The organism is Rhizobium sp. 01N447_2 (assembly GCF_056399245.1).
This window is the reverse complement of sequence record NZ_JBFTQY010000018.1, coordinates 110,313-131,977: the sequence shown is the minus strand read 5'-3', so window position 1 is coordinate 131,977 and position 21,665 is coordinate 110,313. Positions and strand designations below refer to the sequence as shown.

Here is a 21,665-nt window from a genome sequence, read left to right as displayed (position 1 = left end):
GGGGAGGGGTCTTTCTTCAGCGGTTCTACACTCATCAAGCCGAACGCTGGTCCGCCGGCCCCTCCAGCCGCGCGAGGTTCAACGCACTGTTGATCAACCCGATATGGCTGAAGGCCTGCGGGAAGTTGCCGAGCATGCGGCGGGCGGCGGGATCATATTCTTCCGCCAGAAGCCCGACATCGTTGCAGATAGAAAGCAGCCGCTCGAACAGGCGCAGCGCATCGTCGCGGCGGCCGATCATGCCGAGGGCGTCGACGAGCCAGAAGCTGCAGGCGAGGAACGCGCCTTCGCCTGATGGTAGGCCGTCGTCCACCTCCTGCGTCTCGTAGCGCAGCAGCAGGCCATCGCGCAGCAGCTTGCGCTCGATCGCCTCGACTGTCGCGACATAGCGCGGATCATCAGGCGGGATGAAGCCGACCATGCCGAGATGCAGCAGGCTGGCATCAAGCGCCTTGGAGCCGTAGGCCTGCACGAAACAGCCGAGTTCGGGATCGAAAGCCTTCTCGCAAACCTCGGCATGGATGTGATCTGCGAGCGTGCGCCAACGTGCGGCGGCCTCGGGCTCGCCGTCCGCCTCGGCAATCTGGACGGCGCGGTCGACGGCCACCCAGGCCATGACCTTCGAATAGGTGAAATGCTGGCGCTGGCCGCGCACCTCCCAGATGCCTTCATCGGGCTCCACCCAGATTTTTTCGAGAAAGGGCAGAATGGCCGCCGCCAGTTCGCGTTCGCGGTGATGCGGCGGAAGCCCGCCCTTGCGGGCCTGCAGCATGGCGTCGGCCACCTCGCCATAGACATCGAGCTGCACCTGTTCGGCAGCGGCATTGCCGATGCGTACGGGTGTCGAGCCCTCGTAGCCACTCAGCCAGGGAACCTGCCATTCCAGCAGATTGCGCTCGCCGGCGACGCCATACATGATCTGCATCTGCGCCGGGGCGCCGGCGACCGCGCGCAGCAGCCAGCGGCGCCAGGCACTGGCTTCCTCGTAATAGCCGAGTTTCATCAGGGCGAGCAGGGTCAGCGTCGCGTCGCGCAGCCAGCAATAGCGGTAGTCCCAGTTGCGCGGCCCGCCGATCTTTTCCGGCAGGGAGGTTGTCGCCGCGGCGACGATGCCGCCCGTCGGCATGTAGGTCAGTGCCTTGAGCGTGATGAGCGAGCGTTTGACCTGTTCCGTCCACCGGCCCACTTTCGGGCAGGTCGCGGCAAAGGATTGCCAGAATTCCTCCGTGTCCGGCAGCGCATATTCCACCTGCCGCTGAGCCGGCTGCGGCATATGCGAGGGGGACCAGGTCAGGATGAAGATCTGGCTCTCGCCAGCTGCAAGCTGGAAGGAGCCGACCGTGCTCAGGCCGCGGCCTTCGAGCGGGACGGCGCAATTCAGGGTTAGCCTGTCCGGGCCGGCAATGGCGGTGATGCCGCCATCCTCGCCATGCGTGACCCAGGGAACGGTTCGGCCGTAATCGAAGCGAAGGTTGAGCTCCATATCGAAGGCGACAGTGCCGCTCCTGCCCTCGACGATGCGCATCAGATCGCTCGTGCCATCGCGAAGCGGCATGAAGTCGATGAGAACGGCGGTGCCGGTCTCGGTCTGAAACTCGGTTTCGAGAATGAGCGTGTCGTTGCGGTAGCGGCGCGTGACGCGGACATTTTCACCTGACGGTGACAGCGACCAGAAGCCGTTATCCTCGGCGCCGAGCAGGGCGGCAAAACAGGCGGGAGAATCGAAGCGCGGAAAACAGAGCCAGTCGATCGAGCCGTTCTTCGAGACGAGTGCGGCGGTTTCGCAATCGCCGATGAGCGCGTAGTCCTCAATGGGTACCGACACCGGAGCCTCCTTTGCATAGCAGTCGGGCTTTTAGGTAGAGGCCGTGCGCGGAGGTCAAGCGCGGAAACTAACGGGGCGGTAGGCGTGCCGGCTATCATGCAAACTCCGGATATCAATGGGGGCATCGCCAGCAATGCCAAGCCGAAATGGAAAGTGTCGATAAATAAAAGTCTGTGGTTGAAGGCTCTGCCGCCTCCCGCATTGCGCGCGCCGATGTTACAGCTGCTGCGGGAATTGGGGACCATTCATGAACAAAATAATCATTGCATTCGCGGCCGCCGCGGCAGTGGCCAGCTGCGCCAAACGTCCTGACGCCATCGTCCAGGTCGATATTCCGATGGCCGCCTATACGAACCTCAGTTGCGAGGCGCTCGCAGTGGAACATAAGAAAGAGAAGGCCAAACTCGACGACCTGTCCAAGCAGCAGATCAGCGCAGCGAACGGCGATGCTTTCGGTGTTTTCCTCGTCGGCGTCCCCATCGGAAGCGTCGCCGGGGGAGACAAGGAAGGGGAAATTGCCGCGTCCAAAGGCAAGGTTTCTGCCATGCAATCCGCTGGACTGAGCAAGGGCTGCAAGCTGCCCAGCTGACAGCCGGGGGCGGTAACCATCGAGATCGGCCCGGCCAAAAGTGAGGCGTTGGCCGGCGATCCCGCTTTCAATATCCATTCGCCACCCGTCGGTTCTTCGCCCAAAGACCGACGACATTCGTGAAATGYCGCGCAGCGATCGTCCGCACMCTCGTATCGGAACCGAAATCGGCCTTCCGCAGTTAGTTTCCTGTGACTTAAGCTTCAGGTACAACTGCCATTAGCGATCATTCTGCCTTTTGGGAAAACCCCATCTCGATCGACCTTGATTCCGGAGAACGGCTGGTTCTTCGCTCACCGCAGGATGCGCTTTATGCACTCGTCTCCGACTGGCCGGTCAATGGCGGCGTCCACCAGCAAAGGGCGATCGATTTCTGCCGCGCCTGGCTTGCCGGGCGGATGCCGGCCGAGACGGTGCGGCAGGCTTTCATCCTGGCCGCGCTGGAAGCCGGCGTGCCGATCAATGATGATGAAGACGGGGCAGAAGCCGCGGTTGTGAATCCTCCAGCATAGAAGGAGCGACGCCGGCTACATCCAGGCTTCACGCGGCCCGGTATTCCGCAGCACCAACAATATTCCTTTCATGTATTGCAAATATTATTCCCGCTGTGTTTGTAGGAAATACGCAGCGTCGCCGCGTTCCGATTCTTTGGGGATTCAACTGAATGAGAATAACAGTCCTTGCTTGTGCCGCTCTGCTGATGCTGGCCGGCTGCAACGCCCCCGTGTCGCAATCCGTTGCAGATTCCCAGCATCCTCCCTCGAATGACGTCCGGCAGAACTTCATCAATATCGTGTTCAAGAGAAGTTATCGGCACGAAGCAGGAGAAGTCGTATGGGCCCGCATTTCCAGCGTGGTGGTGCTTGAACCTGAGAAAAAGATCTATGCTTACTGCGTCCGTTTGGTGCCCAAGCGCGGCTGGGGAGACTGGGCCTACCTCGGCGTCTCCTTTACGGATGGCAAAATATTAGGCGCGACGGTGAATGACGATCGCTGCCGCGACAAGCGGCTGCGCTACTACCCGTTTCCTGAGCTGACCGGCATGAAGACCTGACGCAGGGGCGAGGGCTCCGGCCGCGTCGTCGTTCAAGGCTTTGTTGAACGGCGGCGCGACGGCGTCGTTGAGGCGCGGCATCCTCCAACCTTCCTCATGCTGAGGTGCGCAGCCCGCAGGGCGGAGCCTCGAAGCACAGGCCGCGACATTGCTGCTTTCAGCCATCGCCTTCAGGAAACCCGTTTCATCAACTTTGATAGAGGGAGATCCAACTGAATGAAAATTAAACTCCTTGTTTGCGCTGTCCCGCTGGCACTGTCTGGCTGCCAGACTCCGGCGCCCCAGTCCGTTGTAGATTCCCAGCGGCCGCCTTCCAGCGCGGTTCGACGCGAATACGTCGACGCTTTGCGGGGAACCATTAAACCGGGGAACTTCGTGAAGGCCGAGATTTCCAGCGTGGTTCTGCTTAATCCGGAAAAGCAGATATATGCATATTGCACGCGCACGACGGAACGTGCCTACCCAAACTGGTCCTATATCGGCCTGGGCTTGCAACACAACATGATACTGTACCTGAAAAAGAACGACTATCGCTGCCACGACGAACGGCTGCGTTACTATGATTTTCCCGAAATGCGCAACATGAAATACTGAGAGAGAGGCGAGGCGCTTGGCAGCCTCGCGATCACCTTCCGGCCGCCGTCCTGCTCAAACCGTGAGAAACATCCCCACGCTCGCCGGCGCACCATCCTCAGAAAACGGACGCCCTGGAGTCATCCACGGACGGCGCTCTGCAATACCATACAAGGACGGCAATCGTTCCAATGGGAAACAGAATCCCAAGAAGCTGGTGCCATCCGCTTTTGTTGATGTCGTGAAAACGCCGCGCGGCCATTGCGATTGAGGGAAGAAACGTCGCCAGCGACCAGATCCCGTTCAATGTTGCGGTTCGATCAACAAGGTACAAAACGATGCTGACGAGAGCGACAAAGAGCGCCGAAAACCAGAATTCCGATCGGCTCGCTCTACCGCTGAAATCCACATATTTCTTGAAGTAGCTGCTGATCGCCTGGCCGAAACCCATTCCCGGCGGCAGGCCGCCGAAGCGGTTCGGCCCGGCGGCCGGTTTTCTGAAAATGAAGAACAACGGCACTGCTAGCGGGATCAAGACGACCAGCCAGTGAAAGAGAGAAAAACCACCCATGAGATACCCCAACGATTTGAATGGCATAGAGATAAGCTATGTTCGTTTCCGGAAGATTAATTGGCGTGCAATTTGACGCGTTCGGCAATCACAACGCGAGAAACGGCGGCTGCCACGTTGAGGACAGTATAGACGCTTGGAGGAGTTGGCGGCGCGGTTGGCAGCTCAGGGCTTGACCAGAACTCGTGCCTGCACCGGCTGCTCGATGCCCTTGAGCACAAGCATGCGGGTTTCGGCGCCTGCGGCGAGATCAGCGGCCTTCGCCGCCGTTTCGGCCGAGATCAGGATCTCGCCGGCGGCAGCCTGGGATTCGAGCCTTGCGGCCTGATTGACGACGCCGCCGATCGCGGTGAAATCGCTGCGAAAGCTTGAAAATTCGCCGATCTGGACCTCACCGGAATGGATGCCGACGCCGACGCCGAGGGTGCGGCCGGGCAATGCCTCAAGCGTCAGACCGTTCAGTGCGGTTGCGCAGTTTCGCTGGATCTCCTGCGCGGCCAGGATCGCCGCGCCGGCGTGATCCTTTCTGACAATAGGGAAATTGAAGATCGCCATCAGGCCGTCGCCCATCTGCTTGTTGACGATGCCGTCATGCGCCCAGATTGCCTGCGCGCAGCGATCCTGGAACAGGCTGACGATCTCGCTCAGCTGCACCGCCTCGATGCGCTCCGAAAGATCCGTGAAACCCCTGATATCGGCAAACAGGATCGTGGCGTCGACGGTGATCTGGCGCTGCTTCTTGACATATTGGAAGGAGCGCTCGCAGATCGTGCAGATATCGGGGTTCATCTTGCTGCGGGTGATGCCGAAGGCGCGGAAGGGTAAGGCAAAAGGGCCGCCGATCGGGATCGGCATGTGCATCTGATCCCAGCAGCCGCGGCAGATCCTGGCGCTGCCGTGTCTGGCCGGCTCCGTTGATGAGGCTGTCGTCATATCCAGCAATCCGTCGGCTGATAGCGAAAAAATGAGCTTCCGACACTCGCCTGCTTTTGGCAACTCTGCTGATGGTTGGGGTGACGATGGATTGAAGTATTTCGTCCGGCCCCATCCTTATCGGACATGTCGCAACTAAGTTGAATATCGCCCGGCCCGACGATAGCATCGCGCTGGGACATACTGTAGGATATTGTTAGTAATACATTCGCTCTCCAGGAAAGACCGGGGATGGAGCGCCGTCTTGCAGCAATCCTGATCGCTGATGTCGTCGGTTACAGTCGATTGAGCCAGATCGACGAAGAGGGCACCCGCGCGCGTTTTCAGGCAGACCAGAATGACGTCTTCGAGCCGGCGCTCGAGCGTCATCACGGCCGGCTGGTCAAAACCATGGGCGATGGTCTGCTGCTCGAATTTCAGAGTGTCGTCGATGCCTTGCGCTGCGCGGTGGAGATTCAGCAATTGAAAGCCACGCAGAGTGCCGCGGCGCTGCCGGAGCATCGGCTCGAGTTCCGGATCGGCATCAATCTCGGCGATATCATCGTCGAGGGCGAAGACATCCAGGGCGACGGCGTCAATATCGCCGATCGAATGCAGGCGCTGGCGGAACCGGGCGGCATCGCCATATCGGGCACGACATACGACCAGGTGAAATCGAAAGTCCCGGTCGGTTTTGCTTCGCTCGGCGAACAGCGGTTGAAGAGCATCGCCGAACCGACCCGGGTCTACCGCGTCCTGCTTGAGCCGACCGCCGCCGGCAAAACCCTCAAGACCCGCAGGCGCCTGCCGAGACGCCGCCTCGTTGCCGGCATAGCAGCGGCCGTCGTCCTTGCTTTTGCGGGCGCAGCACTCTGGTGGCAGCCGTGGATGGCGGCAAAACCGCCGGGTCCTGGCGAACGTTTCGCCTATCCGCTGCCGGACAGGCCTTCGGTCGCGGTTCTGCCCTTCATCAATGTCAGTGGCGACACCGAGCACGACCATCTCGCAGAGGGTCTGACCGACGACCTGATCACCGAATTGTCCAAAGTATCGGGCCTTTTCGTCATCGCCCGCCATTCGGTCTTCGCCATCCAGGACTCCGTCGGCAAAATCCAGGATGTGGCCGCCGAACTCGGCGTTCAGTATGTGCTCGAAGGGACCTTGCAGCGCGCCGGGCCGCGGCTGCGGATCAATGTCAAACTGATCGACGCGGGCACCGGCCTGTCGCTCTGGGCCGAGCGCTACGACCGCCAATATGCCGACCTCTTCGCCGTTCAGGACGATGTGATCGGCAAGATCATCTCGGCCCTGTCGGTCAAGCTCAGCGCGCGCGAGCGCGACCAACTGGCCCGGATCCCGACCGAAAATCTCGAAGCCTACGATTATTACATGAGGGCAGAGCAGGAGGGTTTCATCTTCAGGGATGTCGATACCTATCGCCGGACCCTGTCCTTTTACCAGAAGGCGATCGATCTCGATCCGGGCTTTGCTAATGCCCATGCGGGAATCGCCCGCGTGGCCGTCGATGTCTGGCGCAACGACTATAATTACCTCTGGTCGGCCGCCGTCGCCCGCAAGATCGCCTATGACGCAGCCGGGCAGGCGCTCAAGCTCGATCCAAACAACGCCAGGGCGCACACCGTGCTTGCCCTGCTGCAATGGGTGGACGGGCGCGAGACGGAGGCAGGGAATTCCGCAAAAATGGCTGTCGCGATGCAGCCGAACGATGCGGAGGCCGCCGCCAACCTCGCTCTCATCCTGGTCCACACCGGCAGCAGCGGGCAGGCGGTCACTGAGATGGAAAAGGCTTTGCGGCTCGACCCATCACCGGCGTCGAGCTTTCAGCTGCTGGCGGGGATCGTCTTTTATACTGCGGGTGATGATCAGCGGGCGATTTCCCTGATAGAGCCGACGCTCGACAGCCTGCCGAAGGTCGAGCCGGCGCGCGAATATCTGGCGGCGGCCTATGCGGATCAGGGCAATGAAACCAAGGCCGCGGCGGAGACGGCAAAGCTGCTGGAGCYGTTCCCGGAAAGCAATCTCACCTATTACAGCTATCTCTATGATTACTGGCGGGACAGCGACCTTCAGCGTCATCTGGCCGGATTGCGAAAGGCCGGCATTCCCGAATGGCCCTTCGGTTTTGCAGGCAAGCAAACCGACCGGCTCGGCGAGGCAGAGCTGCGCAATCTCGTCGACGGCAAGACGTGGACCGGCAAGCACAAGAACGGCACGGATTTCATCCAGTATTTCGACAAGACTGGAAACACCGCCTATCGCAGCGCGAATACCAACATCACCGGCGTCGTCGAGGTGCGGGGCGACAGAATCTGCGAAAAATTCGACGGCTATTTCCTCGACCGGATGGTGTGCGGATATGTTTACCGCAACACCTCCGACGAGCAGCGTGACCGGCCATACATACACGTCACGCCGCGCGCCTTGACGTTCTTTGCACCCGCACCCTGAGGAGCCAGGCGTTGCGGCCTCATTTCGTAGCCGGTTGCTGCCAGACGGTGTGCATCTTTTCCGAAATCAGTGTCTGCTGAACTTCGGACCAATGTTTCTTCGAGTCGGTCACCTTGGTCGGATTCTTCTCCATGCCTTCCGCCGCGCCGGGGTCATAGCTCAAATACAGTTTGCCATCGATGATCCGCCAGGCTTTCGGATCGATATTGGTGGTCACTGTCCCGAAAGACACGCCGTCGGCGCAATAGCCGCCATATTGCGGCGCATATTTGGACGGATCGCCCTTGAAGAGATCGCGATTTCTAGCGCTGGAGAAATACCAGGTCGCGCCAAGCCAGTGGTGGGAATATGTCTCGGATCCTTCGACGGCCTGGTTTTCAGTGAAGTAGGCGACCGGGTCATAACCCTTGATCGCGATATCGCCGAAATAGCCGGTATTGACGAATTCCTCGGCCCCCGCAGGCTGAAGGAAGGAAAGCAGCATCACCGTAGCGCCAACAGCCACGCCCAGCCGGCTTCCGCATTTTTGCACATGATAAAACATAACAAGCTCCGTTCCCGGACGCGGTCTGTTACTTCAAGCGAAATGCTATTGCCGTTTGGTGCATTCCTTGTAGAGCGGTTCGCCCACAAGCTCGGCTTTCTGGCAAACAGCACCGGCTTCCATGAGTAATTTGGCCGTATCCCAATGCGCCCGCCACCCGGCTTGAGTGAGAGGCGTGTACCCGTTTCTTTCCGTCGCTTCGACATCCGCATTTGCAGTCAGCAGAAAAGCCACCACCTCGGTATGGCCCTCTTCGGCGGCGCCGTGCAGCGGCGACATCTGATAGAAATTCTTCCTGTCGTTGACATCAGCTCCCTCGGCGACAAGCCGTTTCACCACCTCCAGATTTCCTGCATAGGCTGCCGCATGCAGTGCCGTCAGCCCGCCCTTGTTGCGGATTTCGATGTCGGCGCCGCGATCCAGAAAAAGAGCGACGACATCGGCATGGCCGGCCAATGACGCGATAATCAGCGCCGGCTCGCCCGCCTCATCGAGCTCCGACAGATCGGAGCCCTGGTCCAGCAACTGTGTGACGCGGGCGATATCGCCGTCCTTGGCCGCCTGATGCAAAGGACCTGCCCATGCCGGCAGGACGCCAATGACAAGCGTAGCAACAGTCGCGATAAAAATATTCACGGGCACGATCTCGGTTTGATCAGGGTTCGTATGCGCCGTTTTGTGGCGTTGTAGCACGTGTGCAATTCGTAAACAAGATTACGCTAATGGACGCGCTCCCGGCCAACACCACTCGCGCGCCAAGGCTGCGACCGACGGTTTCAGGGAATACGGTCACACTTGTTACTCCCCCTGTTCGATTTCCGATGCGAAACTATCTCAGACCAATGCGCGATGAACCGAGCTTCCAAGCCTGGGAAATCGCCCCAATGAGGAGATTGAAAGCCATGACTGCTTCAGCCGAGAATGGAAAAAGCGGACAAGCCATGCACAAGCCACCGGTCGTGTCGCCGCAGGCCTGGGAGGCGGCCCGCGCGCAACTGCTCGTCAAGGAAAAGGCTGAGACCCGCGCCCGCGACGCACTCGCCGCCGAGCGCCGACGCATGCCGTGGATGGCGGTCGAGAAGGCCTATGCGTTCGAAGGTCCTCAGGGCAAAGTCAGCCTGCTCGACCTGTTCGACAACAGACACCAGCTCATCCTCTATCGCGCCTTCTACGAGCCCGGCGTGTTCGGCTGGCCCGAACATGCCTGCCGCGGCTGCTCGATGGTCGCCGATCAGGTCGCCCATGTCGCCCATCTCAACGCCCGCGACACGACGTTGGTCTTCGCCTCGCGCGCGCCACAGGCCGACATTGCACGGCTGAAGGCGCGGATGGGCTGGACGATGCCGTGGGTCACCATCACCGATAGTTTCGACACGGACTTCGGCGTCGACGAGTGGCACGGCACCAACGTGTTCTACCGCGACGGCGAGCGCATCTTCCGCACCTATTTCATCAACAACCGCGGCGACGAGCAGATGGGCGGCACCTGGAACTACCTCGACATCACGCCGCTCGGCCGCCAGGAAGTCTGGGAGGAATCGCCCGATGGCTATCCCCAGACCCCGACCTACAAGTGGTGGAATTGGCACGACAGCTATGTGCCGGACGCCGAGCCCGACAAGAAATGGGTCGAGGTCTCCGATGCCGGCGAGGCGGCGTTCCGGGCCGAGAGCGCAAACGAGAAACCGTAGGGTCGGTCCGGCCGTATCCACCGTCCCGTCCCGGCAGGAGGATACGGCGGTCCGTCTGAAAGTCCGGCGAACCGCAAATGACGACGCATCAGCAGGGCAGGTCGTGGCGCCGCTGGACGTCCGCAAAGCCCGGCACCGCGTCGGCGGTCGTCGACAATCGGGTCAACGATTGACGACTGGGCGACGGGGGCGGTGTCCCAGAACGCGCTTGCGCCATACCGTCGCCTCTGCACCTTCTGCGCGCAAAATTTCACCGACATATCTCCTTACTGTCACGGAACCATGCTAGATTTCGCGGGATTTCCAGGGGAGGCGGGCATGGATACGGATTTTCGTGTGACCGGCAGGAATGCCGCTTCGCTTTTTGCGCTGACCATCCATCGCGGCGACGGCATGGTGCTGCTCGGCATGGACTGGAATAATGGCCGGCCGCCGATCGATTTCGTCGGTTTCGCCATCCAGTATCGTGAGCCGGATACTGATTTCTTCAAGACGGTGCATAACCGCATCGGCTTTCCCGGCCAGCCGGTTCCCGAAGATGGCATCCGCACCACCGAAGCGCCGATCCAGAAGTTCCGCTGGGTGCATTTTCCCTTCAATGCCGATCTGCCCGGCAAGTTCACCTACCGCGTCACCCCAAAGTTCATGGATGCCGCGGGCGCACTGACATCAGGCGAGGCGCAGGAGGCGGAACTGGCGCTGATGCGCGAAACCATCCCCGGCAAGCTCAACGTCGCCTTCACCCGCGGCTTCGTCTCGTCGCAGGCCTTCGTGCGGAATTTTGCCGCCGGCGGACCCATCATCACGCTGGTGCCACCGGATGGCGACCAGGGACTGGACTTCGTGCCGACCCATGCCGATGCCGAGCGGGCACTCGCCTGGATGGGCTTCGAGGCGCGAGCCGAAACGCTTGATCTGCTCGACAGGGCGCACGCTGCCGGCGCCGAGGTGTGCGCCATCGCCTATGACCTCAACCTGCCCGAGGTGGTCACCCGGCTGGAAGCGCTGGGGCCGAAGCTCAAGATCATCATCGACGACAGCGCCAGCACCAAGGGCCATGGCCGCCCGAATTCGCCGGAGACGAGGGCGGCGGAGCGGCTGATCGCCTCGGCGGGTGCTGCCAACGTCAAGCGCCAGCATATGGCTAACCTGCAGCATCAGAAATCGATCGCGGTCCGCGGTGGCGGCATTTCGACCGTGCTCTACGGTTCGACCAATCTCAGCTGGCGCGGGCTCTATGTACAGTCGAACAACAGCCTCGCCGTCCACAGCGACAAGGCGATCGAGGATTATTTCACCGCCTTCGAGAGCTATTTCACCGCCAAGCGCGCCGACCATTTCCGCGCCTCGCCAAGTTCTGCCGGCTGGATCGATCTTGGCCTTGACGGCGTCGACGCCAAGGTCGCTTTCTCTCCGCATAGCGACGCCAATGGCCGGCTGGACGAGATCGGCGCCGATATCGATACCGCGCAGTCCAGCGTGTTCTTCTCGCTCGCCTTTCTCGGCCAGATGACCAAGGGGGCGATCGGCCCGGCATTGGGGCGCGCCCTGGAGCGCCCCAATATGCATGTGATGGGCATTGCCGATGCCGAGGTGCGGGCCGGCAATCTGGGCCTGACCGTGCTCACTCCCGACAACCGTCGGCGGGTGGTGCGGTCGGCGGCGTTGACGGGCAACGTGCCGCCGCCCTTCGTAACCGAGCCCTCGGGCCTGTCAGGCGTCGACGGCAAACAGCGCGGCACGAGGATGCACCACAAGTTCGTCGTGCTCGACTTCGACAAGCCGACGGCGCGGGTCTATCTCGGCTCCTACAATTTCTCCGAACCCGCCGATGACGAGAACGGCGAGAACCTCGTCCTCGTCCGTGACCGCACGGTGGCGACCAGCTACATGATCGAGGCGCTCCGGATGTACGACCACTACATCTTCCGCGTCGCCTCCGAAGCAAACGACGGCGCCGCCCGCCCGCTTGAGCTCAAGCGCCCGCCCCAGCCCGGCGGCACACCGTGGTTCGAGCGCGACTGGACCGACCCCATCCGCGCCCGCGACCGGGAGCTGTTTTCGCGGGCGGAGTAATGTTGCCGGTCACGACGGCCCTTAAACCTCAACCATTCCACGCGGGCGATATCGAAAAAGTGCAACAGGCATTCGACGGACGGCTGCGGTGAGACGGTCCTTCGCATTCGGGACGATTGCCTTGTCCGTCGAAGAGTATGCATAGTGGCCGACCGCATGACCGACGCGCCGGGACCTGGCGTCCCGAAGTCAAATTAATACCTTGCCGGTTGCCAACATATTCTTCTCAAGGTGGAAACATTCCGGGGACGGTTGCGTTGTACCCGCTACCGGTAGTGCGCCTGACAGCACGCTAAAGAGGAGGCTTATTCATGAAGGTCATGATTGTTGAAGACGAGAATTTTATTGCTCTGGAGCTCGAACGCATCGCGCAGGAGGCTGGACACCAGACTATTGGGCCGGTTTCCACGGTGGAGCAGGCTCTCGCCCACGCTCAAAGAAGCGATGTCGCGCTCGTCGATCTCAGTCTCTCCGATGGGCCGAGCGGCGCTCAGCTCGCGCGCCGGCTGATCGACCGCCATCGGGTTGACGTCATCTTCGTGACCGGCAGTCCCGAAAATGTCGGGCACGGTATCGAAGGCGCGCTTGATGTGATCTCCAAGCCCTTCACCGACGAGAGGATTGCCAGCGCGCTCTCGCGGGCGGAGGAGCGACGTAAAAACTTCGACAGCAGCAAGGCTGCTTTGTGAACAGCAGCAAAGCTGCGTTGTGATAAGAAGGMGATCGACGTCATTCAGGCTGCTGGTGCCCAGCCCGAGGAGATAGTCCGGATGAAACACGCACTCATTGCCGTTCTCTTGGCTCTTTCGGGCTGCGCCAGCGCAGGGGATCCRCAGCCTCTTCCCGGCAGCCTGACCTATGGTGGAAAGGTCCTCCATTCCCCCTATCGTCCGGGAACGGTGGTCAAGAATACCTTTCTTGGCGATTTCGGTTACCGTGTGTTCGAGACCTATGTCGTCCAGCCGGATGGGACGCTCAAGCTCACATCCCAGAGCACGGGACCGGACTTCCTCTGGCAGTGAGGAGGTACCGGTTCCTCAGTGCCCAAGAGAAGGAATGAGTTTCAAGATGCCGTCCAATGAGAGGCTGACGGCTCGTGCGCTTATCCCAATGGGTGCTCGTCTGCTTTCGCCTTCGTCCTTGGCAATTGAATGTTGCACTGCGGTAGAGATCTCGTCTATACCGCAGGCATTCACCACGGACCCGGTGAGATCCCGGGTGGCTCTTCTGGCCGCCGATCCGCCAGACAACGCAAAACCTGCATGCCATCACGCGACCGCTCGAAAGAGTGGGTCCGGCCATGCTTTGCGAGAATCCTTCCTATGCTGCTTTCCTCCATCCGTCGTGATTGGTCCGCCAATCCCATGCGCGAAATGCTTGCCGGAGCGGTGGCGACCTTCGCCCTCATCCCCGAGGTGATCGCCTTTTCCTTCGTGGCGGGGGTCGATCCCGAGGTTGGTCTGTTCGCCTCTTTCGTGATCAGCATCGTCATTGCCTTTACCGGTGGACGCCCGGCGATGATTTCGGCGGCGGCCGGGTCGGTGGCGCTCGTCGCGGCACCGCTGGTGCATGCCCACGGTTTGCCCTATCTCTTTGCGGCCGGGCTGCTGGCGGGGCTGATGCAGATCGTGTTCGGCCTGCTGCGGCTTGGCGTGTTGATGCGCTTCGTGTCGAAGTCCGTGCGCACCGGCTTCGTCAATRCACTCGCCATCCTGATCTTTGCCGCGCAGATGCCACACTTCATTGGCGCCGGCTGGATGGAATATGCCGTGCTGGTTGCAGGGCTCGTCATCATTTATGCAACGCCCCGCGTTACGACGGCGATCCCGTCGCCGCTGATCTGCATCCTGATCCTGACCGTCGCCTCGATGGCGCTCGGGCTTCCTATTCTCACCGTTGCCGACCTCGGCAAGCTCCCGGATTCGCTACCCGTCTTCGGCTGGCCGGCGGTGCCGCTGACGCTGGAAACGCTTCGGATCATTGCAGCACCCGCGCTTGCCATTGCCATGGTCGGACTGCTGGAATCGATGATGACGGCGAGCGTCGTCGACGATCTCACGGATACGCCGAGTTCGAAGAACCGCGAATGCACCGGTCTCGGCCTCGCCAACGCCGCCGCCAGCCTTTTCGGCGGCATCGCCGGCTGCGGCATGATCGGCCAGACGGTGAGCAACGTGAAATATGGCGGGCGCGRCCGGCTCTCCACCCTGTTTGCCGGCGCGTTTTTGCTGATCCTGATGGTGCTGTTGAAGCCGTGGGTGTCTGAGGTTCCCGTCGCCGCGCTGGTGGCGATTATGGTCATGGTGTCGATCGATACGTTCGACTGGTCGTCGCTGAGAGCGGTTATCGTGCACCCCCGGATGTCGAGCGCCGTCATGGTGGCAACCGTCCTCGTCACCGTCTTCACCGCCAATCTGGCGCTTGGGGTAACGGTCGGCGTGCTGCTCAGCGGCGTGTTCTTCACCTTCAAGGTCGCCAGCCTGCTGCGCGTCGACGTGGCGCCCGACCAAGCCGCCGGGCGGCTGATCTATGGCGTGTCCGGCCAGGTGTTCTTTGCCTCCGCCGACGTCTTCGTCGAAGCCTTCGACGTTCAGGACGCAATCGGCAAGACCGTGCTGATCGACGTGTCCGAGGCGCATTTCTGGGACATCACCGCCGTTGCTGCACTCGACAAGGTCGTGCAGCGCTTCGGGGCGCACGGCATTGCGGTGGAGGTCGTGGGCCTCAACCAGRCGAGCGCAACCTTGATCGGAAGCCTCGACGGCAAGGTGGTGCTGAAGGAGGTGTGACCAAGGCCGGGCGGATTTCCTAGAGCATGATGCCGAAAAGTGTGAGCGGTTTTCGGACGACATCATGCTCCAACTAATAATTTAGAACAGGATTCAGATTTTAGGCCGACCCGGCCTAAAATCATCCTGTTCTACCGCGAGACGATCACGTAATCGTCGCTGTTGCCGGTTATCGCGTTCAGCCGTCTGACGGCCAGTTCGATGAACGCCTTGACCAAAGGCGGCAAGTGCCGACTGCTGGGATAGACGACATGCAGGCCGCCGGTCGGGGTGGTGTAGCCGTCGAGAACCCGGCGCAACCGCCCGTCCTTGATGCAGGCCTCGGCGACGCCGTGCGGCAATTGCGCAATGCCGTAGCCGGCGATCGCGGCGGCCATCACCGCCTGCATCTCGTTAGCGGCGAAGCGCCCCGAAACCGCGATCGTTTCCTGACCGTGCGGACCTTCCAGCAGCCATTGCGCCTGGGCGGATTGGCCGGCGATGACGCAGTCATGGCGGGCGAGATCTTCAGGCACATCAGGTGTGCTGCAACGGGCGAGATAATCCGGGCTTGCGCAGAGAAGGCGGTGCGTCGAGCCGAGCTTGCGGGCGATCAAGGTGGAATCCTCGAGGACGCCGGTGCGGAAGGCGAGATCTATGCCGCTTTCAACGAGGTTCAGCCTGTCGTCGGTCAGGCGCAGCTCGACGCTCGTCTTCGGGTAAGTCGAAAGAAATTCGAAGATCGCATCCTGGAGGAAGTGGCCGCCGAAGCCGACCGGCGCCGATATACGGATCGTGCCGGCAGGTTCAGCACGCGCTTCCGCAAGCCGCAGGTTGGCACCTTCGATGGTGCGCAGCGCCTGGCTGCTTTCTTCGTAGTAGAGACGCCCTGAAGCCGTCAGGTTGAGGCTGCGGGTCGTGCGCTGCAGCAGCCGCACGCCGAGTTCGCGCTCGAGCGCCGCGATACGGCGGCTGACCGTCGTCTTCGGCATTCCGAGCAAGCGCGCAGCGGCGGTGAAGCTGCCCGCTTCGGTGATGCGGGCGAAGATCATGATATCGTTGAGATCGATCATTGTAGCCTGTGATGGTACGATGTTTCCCAACTATATGCCATTATGGTTCAATACGACAGGCCTTACCTTTGTTGCATCAGTCACAGCAAGGAGCAGACAGATGAGCAATACACGAAGCGTTCTGGTCACCGGCGCCACAGGCCAGCAAGGCGGCGCAGTCGTGCGCGCCCTGATCGCGCGGGGACATCGCGTCAAGGCGATATCACGCAAGCCGGATAGCGACGGCGCAAAGCGGCTGGCCGCGGCAGGAGTCGAGGTCGTCGCCGGCGATCTCGATGACGGCGCATCCGTGGCGAAGGCCGCAAGCGGCGTCGACACGATTTTCCTGATGGGCAGCAGTTATGAGGCCGGGACGGAAGCGGAAACCCGCCAGGGCATCACGGTCGCGAATGCGGCGAAGGCCGCCGGCGTCGGCCACCTGATCTATTCCTCCGTCGCCGATGCCGACAAGAAGACCGGCATTCCGCATTTTGACAGCAAGTATCTCGTCGAGAAGCACCTGGCGGGCCTCGGCATGCCCTACACGATCAGCTCGCCCGTCGCCTTCATGGAGAACACCGTGGCGCCCTGGGCGATCGACGGGCTGCGCCAGGGTGTTTATGCCGCCGCGCTGCCGCCCGCCCGCGTGCTGCAGCAGATCACGATCGACGACATCGGGGCTTTCGTCGCGGCACTGGCCGAGCGGCGCGAACAGGTGTTCGGCAAGCGTTTCGATATAGCCGGTGATGAATTGTCCGGCGAGCAGCAGGTGAAGATCCTGTCCGAGGCGCTCGGCCGCCCGATCCGCTACCAGGAATTGCCGATCGCGGCGATACGGCAGCAGAGCGAGGATACGGCGCTGATGTTCGAATGGTTCGACCTTACCGGCTACGACGCCGATATCGCCGCCCTGCGCCGCGACTTCGCCGATGTCGGCTGGCACAGCTACGCCGACTGGGCACGCGGTTTTGACTGGAGTGTTCTCGACAAGGCGGCTGGGTGAGTTCGCTGTGACACCGGTGATCTGACCGGTGTCACCRACAGGTGATGGCTTGATGGCCTTAGCCACATTCTCCGGCCGCTGCCAACGATACCTCACGCCTGAGCGGTTGGCCTAACAACGATGTCGCTGATATCGACATCGGCGGGTTGCTCGATGGCGAAGGCGATGGCGCGGGCGATGGCATCGGGTGAAATTGCCATCTCGTCCATGCGCTTTGCCATCTCGGCCTTGATCTCTGGGTTGGTCATCGAGTCGGCGAAATCGGTCCTGATCATTCCCGGGGAGATGTTGGTGACGCGCAGATGTTCGCCGGCCTCCAGCCGCAGGCCTTCGGCGATGGTGCGCATGGCGTTTTTCGTGCCGGCATAGACGGCCATGGTCGGCTTGATGATGAGGCCGGCGGTCGAGAGCGTGTTGACGAAGTGGCCGGAACCCTGGCGGCGGAACACCGGCAGTGCGGCGGCGATGCCATAGAGCGGACCCTTGATGTTGACGTCGATCATCTCCTCCCAATCCTCGATCCGCAATTCATCGAGAGGCGAGATTGGCCCGATGCCGGCATTGTTGATCATCACATCGATCCTGCCATAGGTGTCGCAGGCAAGGGCGACGAGGGCTGTGAGATCCTCGCGCTTTTTCACGTCCACGGTGAGGCAGACGGCCTCGCCGCCTTTTTCGGCGATGCGTCGCGCCAGGGCCTGCAGCCGGTCGGCTCGGCGGGCTCCAAGCACGAGCTTTGCGCCGCGCTCGGCCAGCAACAGCGCCGTGGCTTCGCCGATGCCGCTGCTTGCTCCGGTGATGGCGACAACCTTATCCTTGATATCAGACATGTTCGTTCTCCTTTGTGCCTTTGAGGATTGCAGGTGCTGCCTGGAGAATCTATGCTATTGGCTCCATGATTTCGTCGAGATCGTCCAGAACCCATGATCGATCCCTTGTCCGATGTCTTTTCGCTGCTCGACATAGAGAGGCGCGCTGCACGCGTTTCGAGGTCGGCGGGCAATGGGCGTTTCGCTTTCCGGCCAAGCCCGCGCTCAAGTTTGTTGCTGTCCTCCGCGGCGCGTGCTCGATCGTTCTGCCTGAGGAGCCGCCGTTTGCGCTTGTCGCGGGCGACACCTTCCTGCTTGCCAATGCGCCCGCCTATGTGATCGCCAACGATCTCGATAGGGAGCCGGAGGACGGGATCGCCTTCTTCGACTGGCAGCATTCCAACATCGCCCTGCACGGCGGTGACGAGACTGCGCTGATCGGCGGCAGCTTTGTCATCGGCGGCGGCAACGCCCGGCTGCTGCTCGACGCGCTGCCGCCGTTCATTCATATCCCGGCCAGCGACCGTGCGGCCGCGATCCTCAGCGCCACGCTCGCAACTCTCGACGACGAACTCGGAGCGGGCCAGATGGGCTCGACGCTGATGACGCGGCGCATGGGCGACATCCTGCTCGTGCAGGCGCTGCGGGCCTATGTCGGCCGAAAGGGTGCTGCCGAAACGGGATGGATCGGCGCGCTGACAAATCCGCAGATCGGCGCGGCGATCAGCCTGATCCACAACAGCCCCGGCCATCGCTGGACGGTCGAGGCGCTGGCGACCCGGATCGGCATGTCGCGCTCCGCCTTTGCGCAGCGCTTCAAGGAACTGGTCGGCGTTGCACCCCTCGACTATGTCACGCGCTGGCGCATGCATCGCGCCCGCGAAGCCCTGCGCCGTGAGGACGTCTCGGTCGCCGGCCTTGCCGCCGTACTCGGATATTCCTCCGAAAGCGCCTTCGGAAACGCGTTCAAGCGTGTCTTCGGGCGTGCTCCGAAGCGCTACTGGTCGGACGCGAAGGTCGGGTGAGAACGGCTGTTCCGCTTGCGAGGGTTGCTGGGGAATCCTATTGTCCGGCGGCGGACCATCGTCCTTGAAGGGGGAGACTTCAATGCCGTCGAGTTTCAATGTCGAAAGTGCAGATGGTTACGAACGGCTGATGGGGCGCTGGAGCAGGAAGCTGGCGCCGATGCTGGTCGATTTCGCCGGCCTCGCGGATGGTGATCGCGTGCTTGATGTCGGCTGCGGCACCGGCAGCCTCGCATTCACGCTGGCGGAAACGCCGGGTCTGCAGGAGATCGTCGCCGTCGACTATTCGCCGGTTTTCGTCGAGGCCGCAACGCGACGCAACACCGATCCGCGCGTATCGATCCGGCAGGCCGATGCCTGCGCGCTTCCCTTCGAGGATAACCGCTTCGACCGGGCGATGTCGCTGCTCGTGCTGCATTTCGTGCCTGAGGCGGGAAAGGCGGTCTCCGAGATGCGCCGTGTGGTGCGCCCCGGCGGCGTGGTCGCGGCCGCTGTCTGGGACCATTATGGCGGCATGTCCGGCATGCGGATGATGTGGGATACGGTGGCGATGCTCGACGAGAACGCGCTGGCGATGCGCCGCAGATATTGTTTCCAGCCGATGATGCGGCCGGGGGAAATGAAGGAGAGCTTCATCGCGCAGGGCCTAGCCGATGTCGAGGAGACCTCGCTGTTGATCCGGATGGAATATCTTTCCTTCGAGGATTACTGGGATCCGATCGCCGCCGGCGAGGGACCGCTCGGCAAATATGTTGCCGGTCTGGATCCGGCGAAGCGAAAGGCCGTCGATGCCGCCGTCAGGGCCGCTTACGAGGCTGGCGAGCCGAATGGGCCGCGATCGTTCGCATCGGTGGCGTGGGCATGCCGGGGCAGGGTGGCGGACTGATTAGCGGGAGGGCCACCTCCTCTAAAGGGAGAATCGTGCTGCTCCCTCTTCTCCCCAACGGAGAGAAGGTGGCCCGAAGGGTCGGATGAGGGGGGCCTACGGCACACCACTCAATATTGCCCTTCGCTTACGCTCCGTGCATTCGCGGCTTTGCCGCTCACCCCCTCATCGCCTCGCTATCGCTCCGGCACTTCTCCCCGCCGGGGAGAAGAGGCAGGCAGCGGCCCGCATGCGCCAACGTGAAAGCCAGGGTGCGGGAAGGTCTACGCCTTCAATGGTGGCGCTGGACGCGCCCGGCCGATCACGGCAATCGTGATGGAACACGGGCAGCATTGCTGACGTTATTGCCCGCTGTCTCCGACTGCAAACGCTGCCGCAACAGCATCACCCGCCCGGTTCGGGCACCCCTTCCGACGGCATCCGGAATTGCCCGCCTCGCCGCCGCTTTCGGACGGAGGAATATCAGATGTCCGCTTTGGAAAGCCTGCGCCGGCTGACGCCGCAGCAGCGCAACACCGTCATCGCCAGCTATCTCGGCTGGACACTCGACGCTTTCGATTTCTTCATTCTCGTCTTCGTTCTCAAATATATCGCCGAGGAATTCCACACCGACGTTCCCGCCGTCTCGGTGGCGATCTTCCTGACGCTTGCCATGCGGGCGCTCGGCGCGCTGGTCTTCGGGCTGGCGGCCGACCGTTACGGACGGCGCATCACGCTGATGGCCGACGTGCTGCTCTATTCGCTGTTCGAATTCCTGACCGGCTTTTCCACCGGGCTCACCATGTTCCTTGTGCTCAGGGCGCTCTACGGCATCGCCATGGGCGGTGAATGGGGCGTCGGCGCCTCGCTGGTCATGGAGACAGTGCCGGAGGAAAGCCGCGGCATCGTTTCCGGCATCCTGCAGGCCGGGTATCCCTCGGGCTATTTGATCGCCTCGATCGTGTTCTTCCTGCTCTTCCCGGTCATCGGCTGGCGTGGCATGTTTTTTGTCGGCGCGGTGCCGGCGCTGCTGGTGCTCTACATCAGGCGCAATGTCGAGGAGAGCCCGGCCTTCCTGAAGCGGCAGGCCGAGGGGCGCCGGCCTTTCCTGACGGTGCTGCGCGAGAATATTCCGCTGTTCATCTGGGCGGTGCTTTTGATGACGGCGTTCAACTTCTTCAGCCACGGCACGCAGGATATCTACCCGACCTTCCTTGAGACGCAGCGCAACTATTCGAGCTACACGGTCGGCGCCATCGCTATCGTCTACAATATCGGGGCGATCTGCGGCGGGCTGTTCTTCGGGGCGCTGTCGCAGCGGATCGGCCGCAGACGGGCGATCGTCATCGCCGCGCTGATCGCCGTGCCCGTGGCGCCGCTCTGGGCGTATGCGCCCGGGTCGGTGCTGCTCGCCATCGGCGCTTTCCTGATGCAGTTCTTCGTCCAGGGCGCCTGGGGCATCGTGCCGGTGCACCTGAACGAGCTGTCGCCGGATGAGGTGCGCGGCACCTTCCCCGGCTTTGCCTACCAGCTCGGCAACCTGCTGGCGTCAGGCAATGCGACGCTGCAGGCGGGGCTCGCTGCCCGCTGGGACGGAGACTATGCCTATGCGCTCTTGATCGTCGCGGCGGTGGTGGCACTCATCGTCGCGGCCCTTGCCGGCTTCGGCTACGAGAAGAAGGATGTCCGCTTCGGCACGGAGGAGGCCGAGGAACCGCATGGCGCGATGCGAATCTAGCGCTGCCTGCGGTTATGAAGGCCGGCGGCGGTGTCGCCGGCCTTTCAGCTCTTGCGCACTTCGCAACCGCAGATGCGATCGTAAAACGCCGACCGCAACAG

Annotated in this window: 19 protein-coding genes, 2 pseudogenes and 1 other annotated feature; of the genes and pseudogenes, 14 read left to right on the top strand and 7 right to left on the bottom strand. The window is 61.9% G+C overall.

Annotated features, from left to right (window positions below; all coding sequences use genetic code 11):
• Positions 1–34: 34 nt before the first annotated feature.
• Positions 35–1,825 carry a glycoside hydrolase family 15 protein gene (locus AC1ECN_RS15410; protein ID WP_130672746.1) on the bottom strand — a complete coding sequence of 597 codons (1,791 nt, stop codon included), beginning with the start codon at positions 1,823–1,825 and terminating at the stop codon, positions 35–37.
• A 247-nt stretch (positions 1,826–2,072) separates the two neighbouring features.
• Here AC1ECN_RS15410 and AC1ECN_RS15405 point away from each other — a divergent pair, with 247 nt between their 5' ends.
• The 4 genes and pseudogenes from AC1ECN_RS15405 (at position 2,073) to AC1ECN_RS15390 (ending at position 4,062) form a co-directional block, all read left to right on the top strand.
• Entirely contained in the window at positions 2,073–2,414 is a 342-nt protein-coding gene (locus AC1ECN_RS15405; protein ID WP_018074466.1) for a hypothetical protein, read from the top strand.
• A 218-nt stretch (positions 2,415–2,632) separates the two neighbouring features.
• Positions 2,633–2,809, top strand: a pseudogene (locus tag AC1ECN_RS15400) (DUF982 domain-containing protein); the annotation flags it as partial.
• Positions 2,810–3,078: 269 nt separating this feature from the next.
• A complete protein-coding gene (locus AC1ECN_RS15395) occupies positions 3,079–3,468 on the top strand; it encodes a hypothetical protein (protein ID WP_024322393.1) in 390 nt (129 codons plus the stop codon).
• 216 nt (positions 3,469–3,684) lie between these two features.
• A complete protein-coding gene (locus AC1ECN_RS15390) occupies positions 3,685–4,062 on the top strand; it encodes a hypothetical protein (protein ID WP_024322392.1) in 378 nt (125 codons plus the stop codon).
• Positions 4,063–4,159: 97 nt separating this feature from the next.
• Here AC1ECN_RS15390 and AC1ECN_RS15385 read toward each other — a convergent pair whose 3' ends face one another.
• Together AC1ECN_RS15385 and AC1ECN_RS15380 are read right to left on the bottom strand one after the other, a co-directional pair.
• Positions 4,160–4,639, bottom strand: a complete 480-nt coding sequence (locus AC1ECN_RS15385; protein WP_018074470.1) for a DUF805 domain-containing protein — start codon at positions 4,637–4,639, stop codon at positions 4,160–4,162.
• A gap of 138 nt (positions 4,640–4,777) precedes the next feature.
• A complete protein-coding gene (locus tag AC1ECN_RS15380; RefSeq protein ID WP_020397676.1) occupies positions 4,778–5,545 on the bottom strand; it encodes an adenylate/guanylate cyclase domain-containing protein in 768 nt (255 codons plus the stop codon).
• A 231-nt stretch (positions 5,546–5,776) separates the two neighbouring features.
• Between AC1ECN_RS15380 and AC1ECN_RS15375 the strand changes: the two genes are divergently transcribed.
• Positions 5,777–7,993, top strand: a complete 2,217-nt coding sequence (locus AC1ECN_RS15375; RefSeq protein ID WP_477953457.1) for an adenylate/guanylate cyclase domain-containing protein — start codon at positions 5,777–5,779, stop codon at positions 7,991–7,993.
• A gap of 19 nt (positions 7,994–8,012) precedes the next feature.
• Here AC1ECN_RS15375 and AC1ECN_RS15370 read toward each other — a convergent pair whose 3' ends face one another.
• Both AC1ECN_RS15370 and AC1ECN_RS15365 read right to left on the bottom strand, forming a co-directional pair.
• Positions 8,013–8,537, bottom strand: coding sequence for a YHS domain-containing (seleno)protein (locus tag AC1ECN_RS15370; RefSeq protein ID WP_018074473.1), 525 nt, complete (start codon positions 8,535–8,537; stop codon positions 8,013–8,015).
• A 45-nt stretch (positions 8,538–8,582) separates the two neighbouring features.
• Positions 8,583–9,230: an ankyrin repeat domain-containing protein gene (locus AC1ECN_RS15365; protein WP_018074474.1), complete on the bottom strand. Its 648-nt coding sequence runs from the start codon at positions 9,228–9,230 to the stop codon at positions 8,583–8,585.
• Positions 9,231–9,439: 209 nt separating this feature from the next.
• Between AC1ECN_RS15365 and AC1ECN_RS15360 the strand changes: the two genes are divergently transcribed.
• The 5 genes from AC1ECN_RS15360 to AC1ECN_RS15340 all read left to right on the top strand — a co-directional run bounded on the left by AC1ECN_RS15360 (position 9,440) and on the right by AC1ECN_RS15340 (position 15,093).
• Positions 9,440–10,228 (top strand): DUF899 domain-containing protein, encoded by a 789-nt coding sequence (locus tag AC1ECN_RS15360; RefSeq protein WP_024322388.1) that lies wholly within the window; start codon positions 9,440–9,442, stop codon positions 10,226–10,228.
• 318 nt (positions 10,229–10,546) lie between these two features.
• Positions 10,547–12,304, top strand: a complete 1,758-nt coding sequence (locus AC1ECN_RS15355) for a phospholipase D-like domain-containing protein (RefSeq protein ID WP_130661786.1) — start codon at positions 10,547–10,549, stop codon at positions 12,302–12,304.
• A 311-nt stretch (positions 12,305–12,615) separates the two neighbouring features.
• A complete protein-coding gene (locus AC1ECN_RS15350) occupies positions 12,616–12,993 on the top strand; it encodes a response regulator (RefSeq protein ID WP_130661785.1) in 378 nt (125 codons plus the stop codon).
• Positions 12,994–13,074: 81 nt separating this feature from the next.
• Positions 13,075–13,326, top strand: a complete 252-nt coding sequence (locus tag AC1ECN_RS15345) for a hypothetical protein (RefSeq protein ID WP_130661784.1) — start codon at positions 13,075–13,077, stop codon at positions 13,324–13,326.
• A 174-nt stretch (positions 13,327–13,500) separates the two neighbouring features.
• Positions 13,501–13,556: a sequence feature (sul1 is cis-regulatory element that is thought to sense ions involved in sulfur or methionine metabolism; They are found in Alphaproteobacteria), on the top strand.
• A gap of 70 nt (positions 13,557–13,626) precedes the next feature.
• Complete coding sequence (locus tag AC1ECN_RS15340) at positions 13,627–15,093, top strand: SulP family inorganic anion transporter (protein WP_477953455.1); 1,467 nt, start codon at positions 13,627–13,629, stop codon at positions 15,091–15,093.
• A gap of 131 nt (positions 15,094–15,224) precedes the next feature.
• Here AC1ECN_RS15340 and AC1ECN_RS15335 read toward each other — a convergent pair whose 3' ends face one another.
• The gene (locus AC1ECN_RS15335; protein ID WP_130672743.1) at positions 15,225–16,145 is read right to left on the bottom strand and encodes a LysR family transcriptional regulator; all 921 of its coding nucleotides are present in this window, start codon (positions 16,143–16,145) and stop codon (positions 15,225–15,227) included.
• A 100-nt stretch (positions 16,146–16,245) separates the two neighbouring features.
• Here AC1ECN_RS15335 and AC1ECN_RS15330 point away from each other — a divergent pair, with 100 nt between their 5' ends.
• The gene (locus AC1ECN_RS15330; protein WP_075224871.1) at positions 16,246–17,127 is read left to right on the top strand and encodes an NmrA/HSCARG family protein; all 882 of its coding nucleotides are present in this window, start codon (positions 16,246–16,248) and stop codon (positions 17,125–17,127) included.
• A 92-nt stretch (positions 17,128–17,219) separates the two neighbouring features.
• On the opposite strand, the gene AC1ECN_RS15325 is transcribed toward AC1ECN_RS15330, so the two are convergent.
• Entirely contained in the window at positions 17,220–17,957 is a 738-nt protein-coding gene (locus AC1ECN_RS15325; RefSeq protein ID WP_018074482.1) for an SDR family oxidoreductase, read from the bottom strand.
• 93 nt (positions 17,958–18,050) lie between these two features.
• Between AC1ECN_RS15325 and AC1ECN_RS15320 the strand changes: the two are divergent.
• The 3 genes and pseudogenes from AC1ECN_RS15320 (at position 18,051) to AC1ECN_RS15310 (ending at position 21,564) form a co-directional block, all read left to right on the top strand.
• Positions 18,051–18,961: pseudogene (locus tag AC1ECN_RS15320) on the top strand (AraC family transcriptional regulator).
• An 82-nt stretch (positions 18,962–19,043) separates the two neighbouring features.
• Positions 19,044–19,847 carry a class I SAM-dependent methyltransferase gene (locus AC1ECN_RS15315; protein ID WP_024322382.1) on the top strand — a complete coding sequence of 268 codons (804 nt, stop codon included), beginning with the start codon at positions 19,044–19,046 and terminating at the stop codon, positions 19,845–19,847.
• A gap of 466 nt (positions 19,848–20,313) precedes the next feature.
• Positions 20,314–21,564 (top strand): MFS transporter, encoded by a 1,251-nt coding sequence (locus AC1ECN_RS15310; RefSeq protein ID WP_024322172.1) that lies wholly within the window; start codon positions 20,314–20,316, stop codon positions 21,562–21,564.
• Positions 21,565–21,665 lie beyond the last annotated feature (101 nt).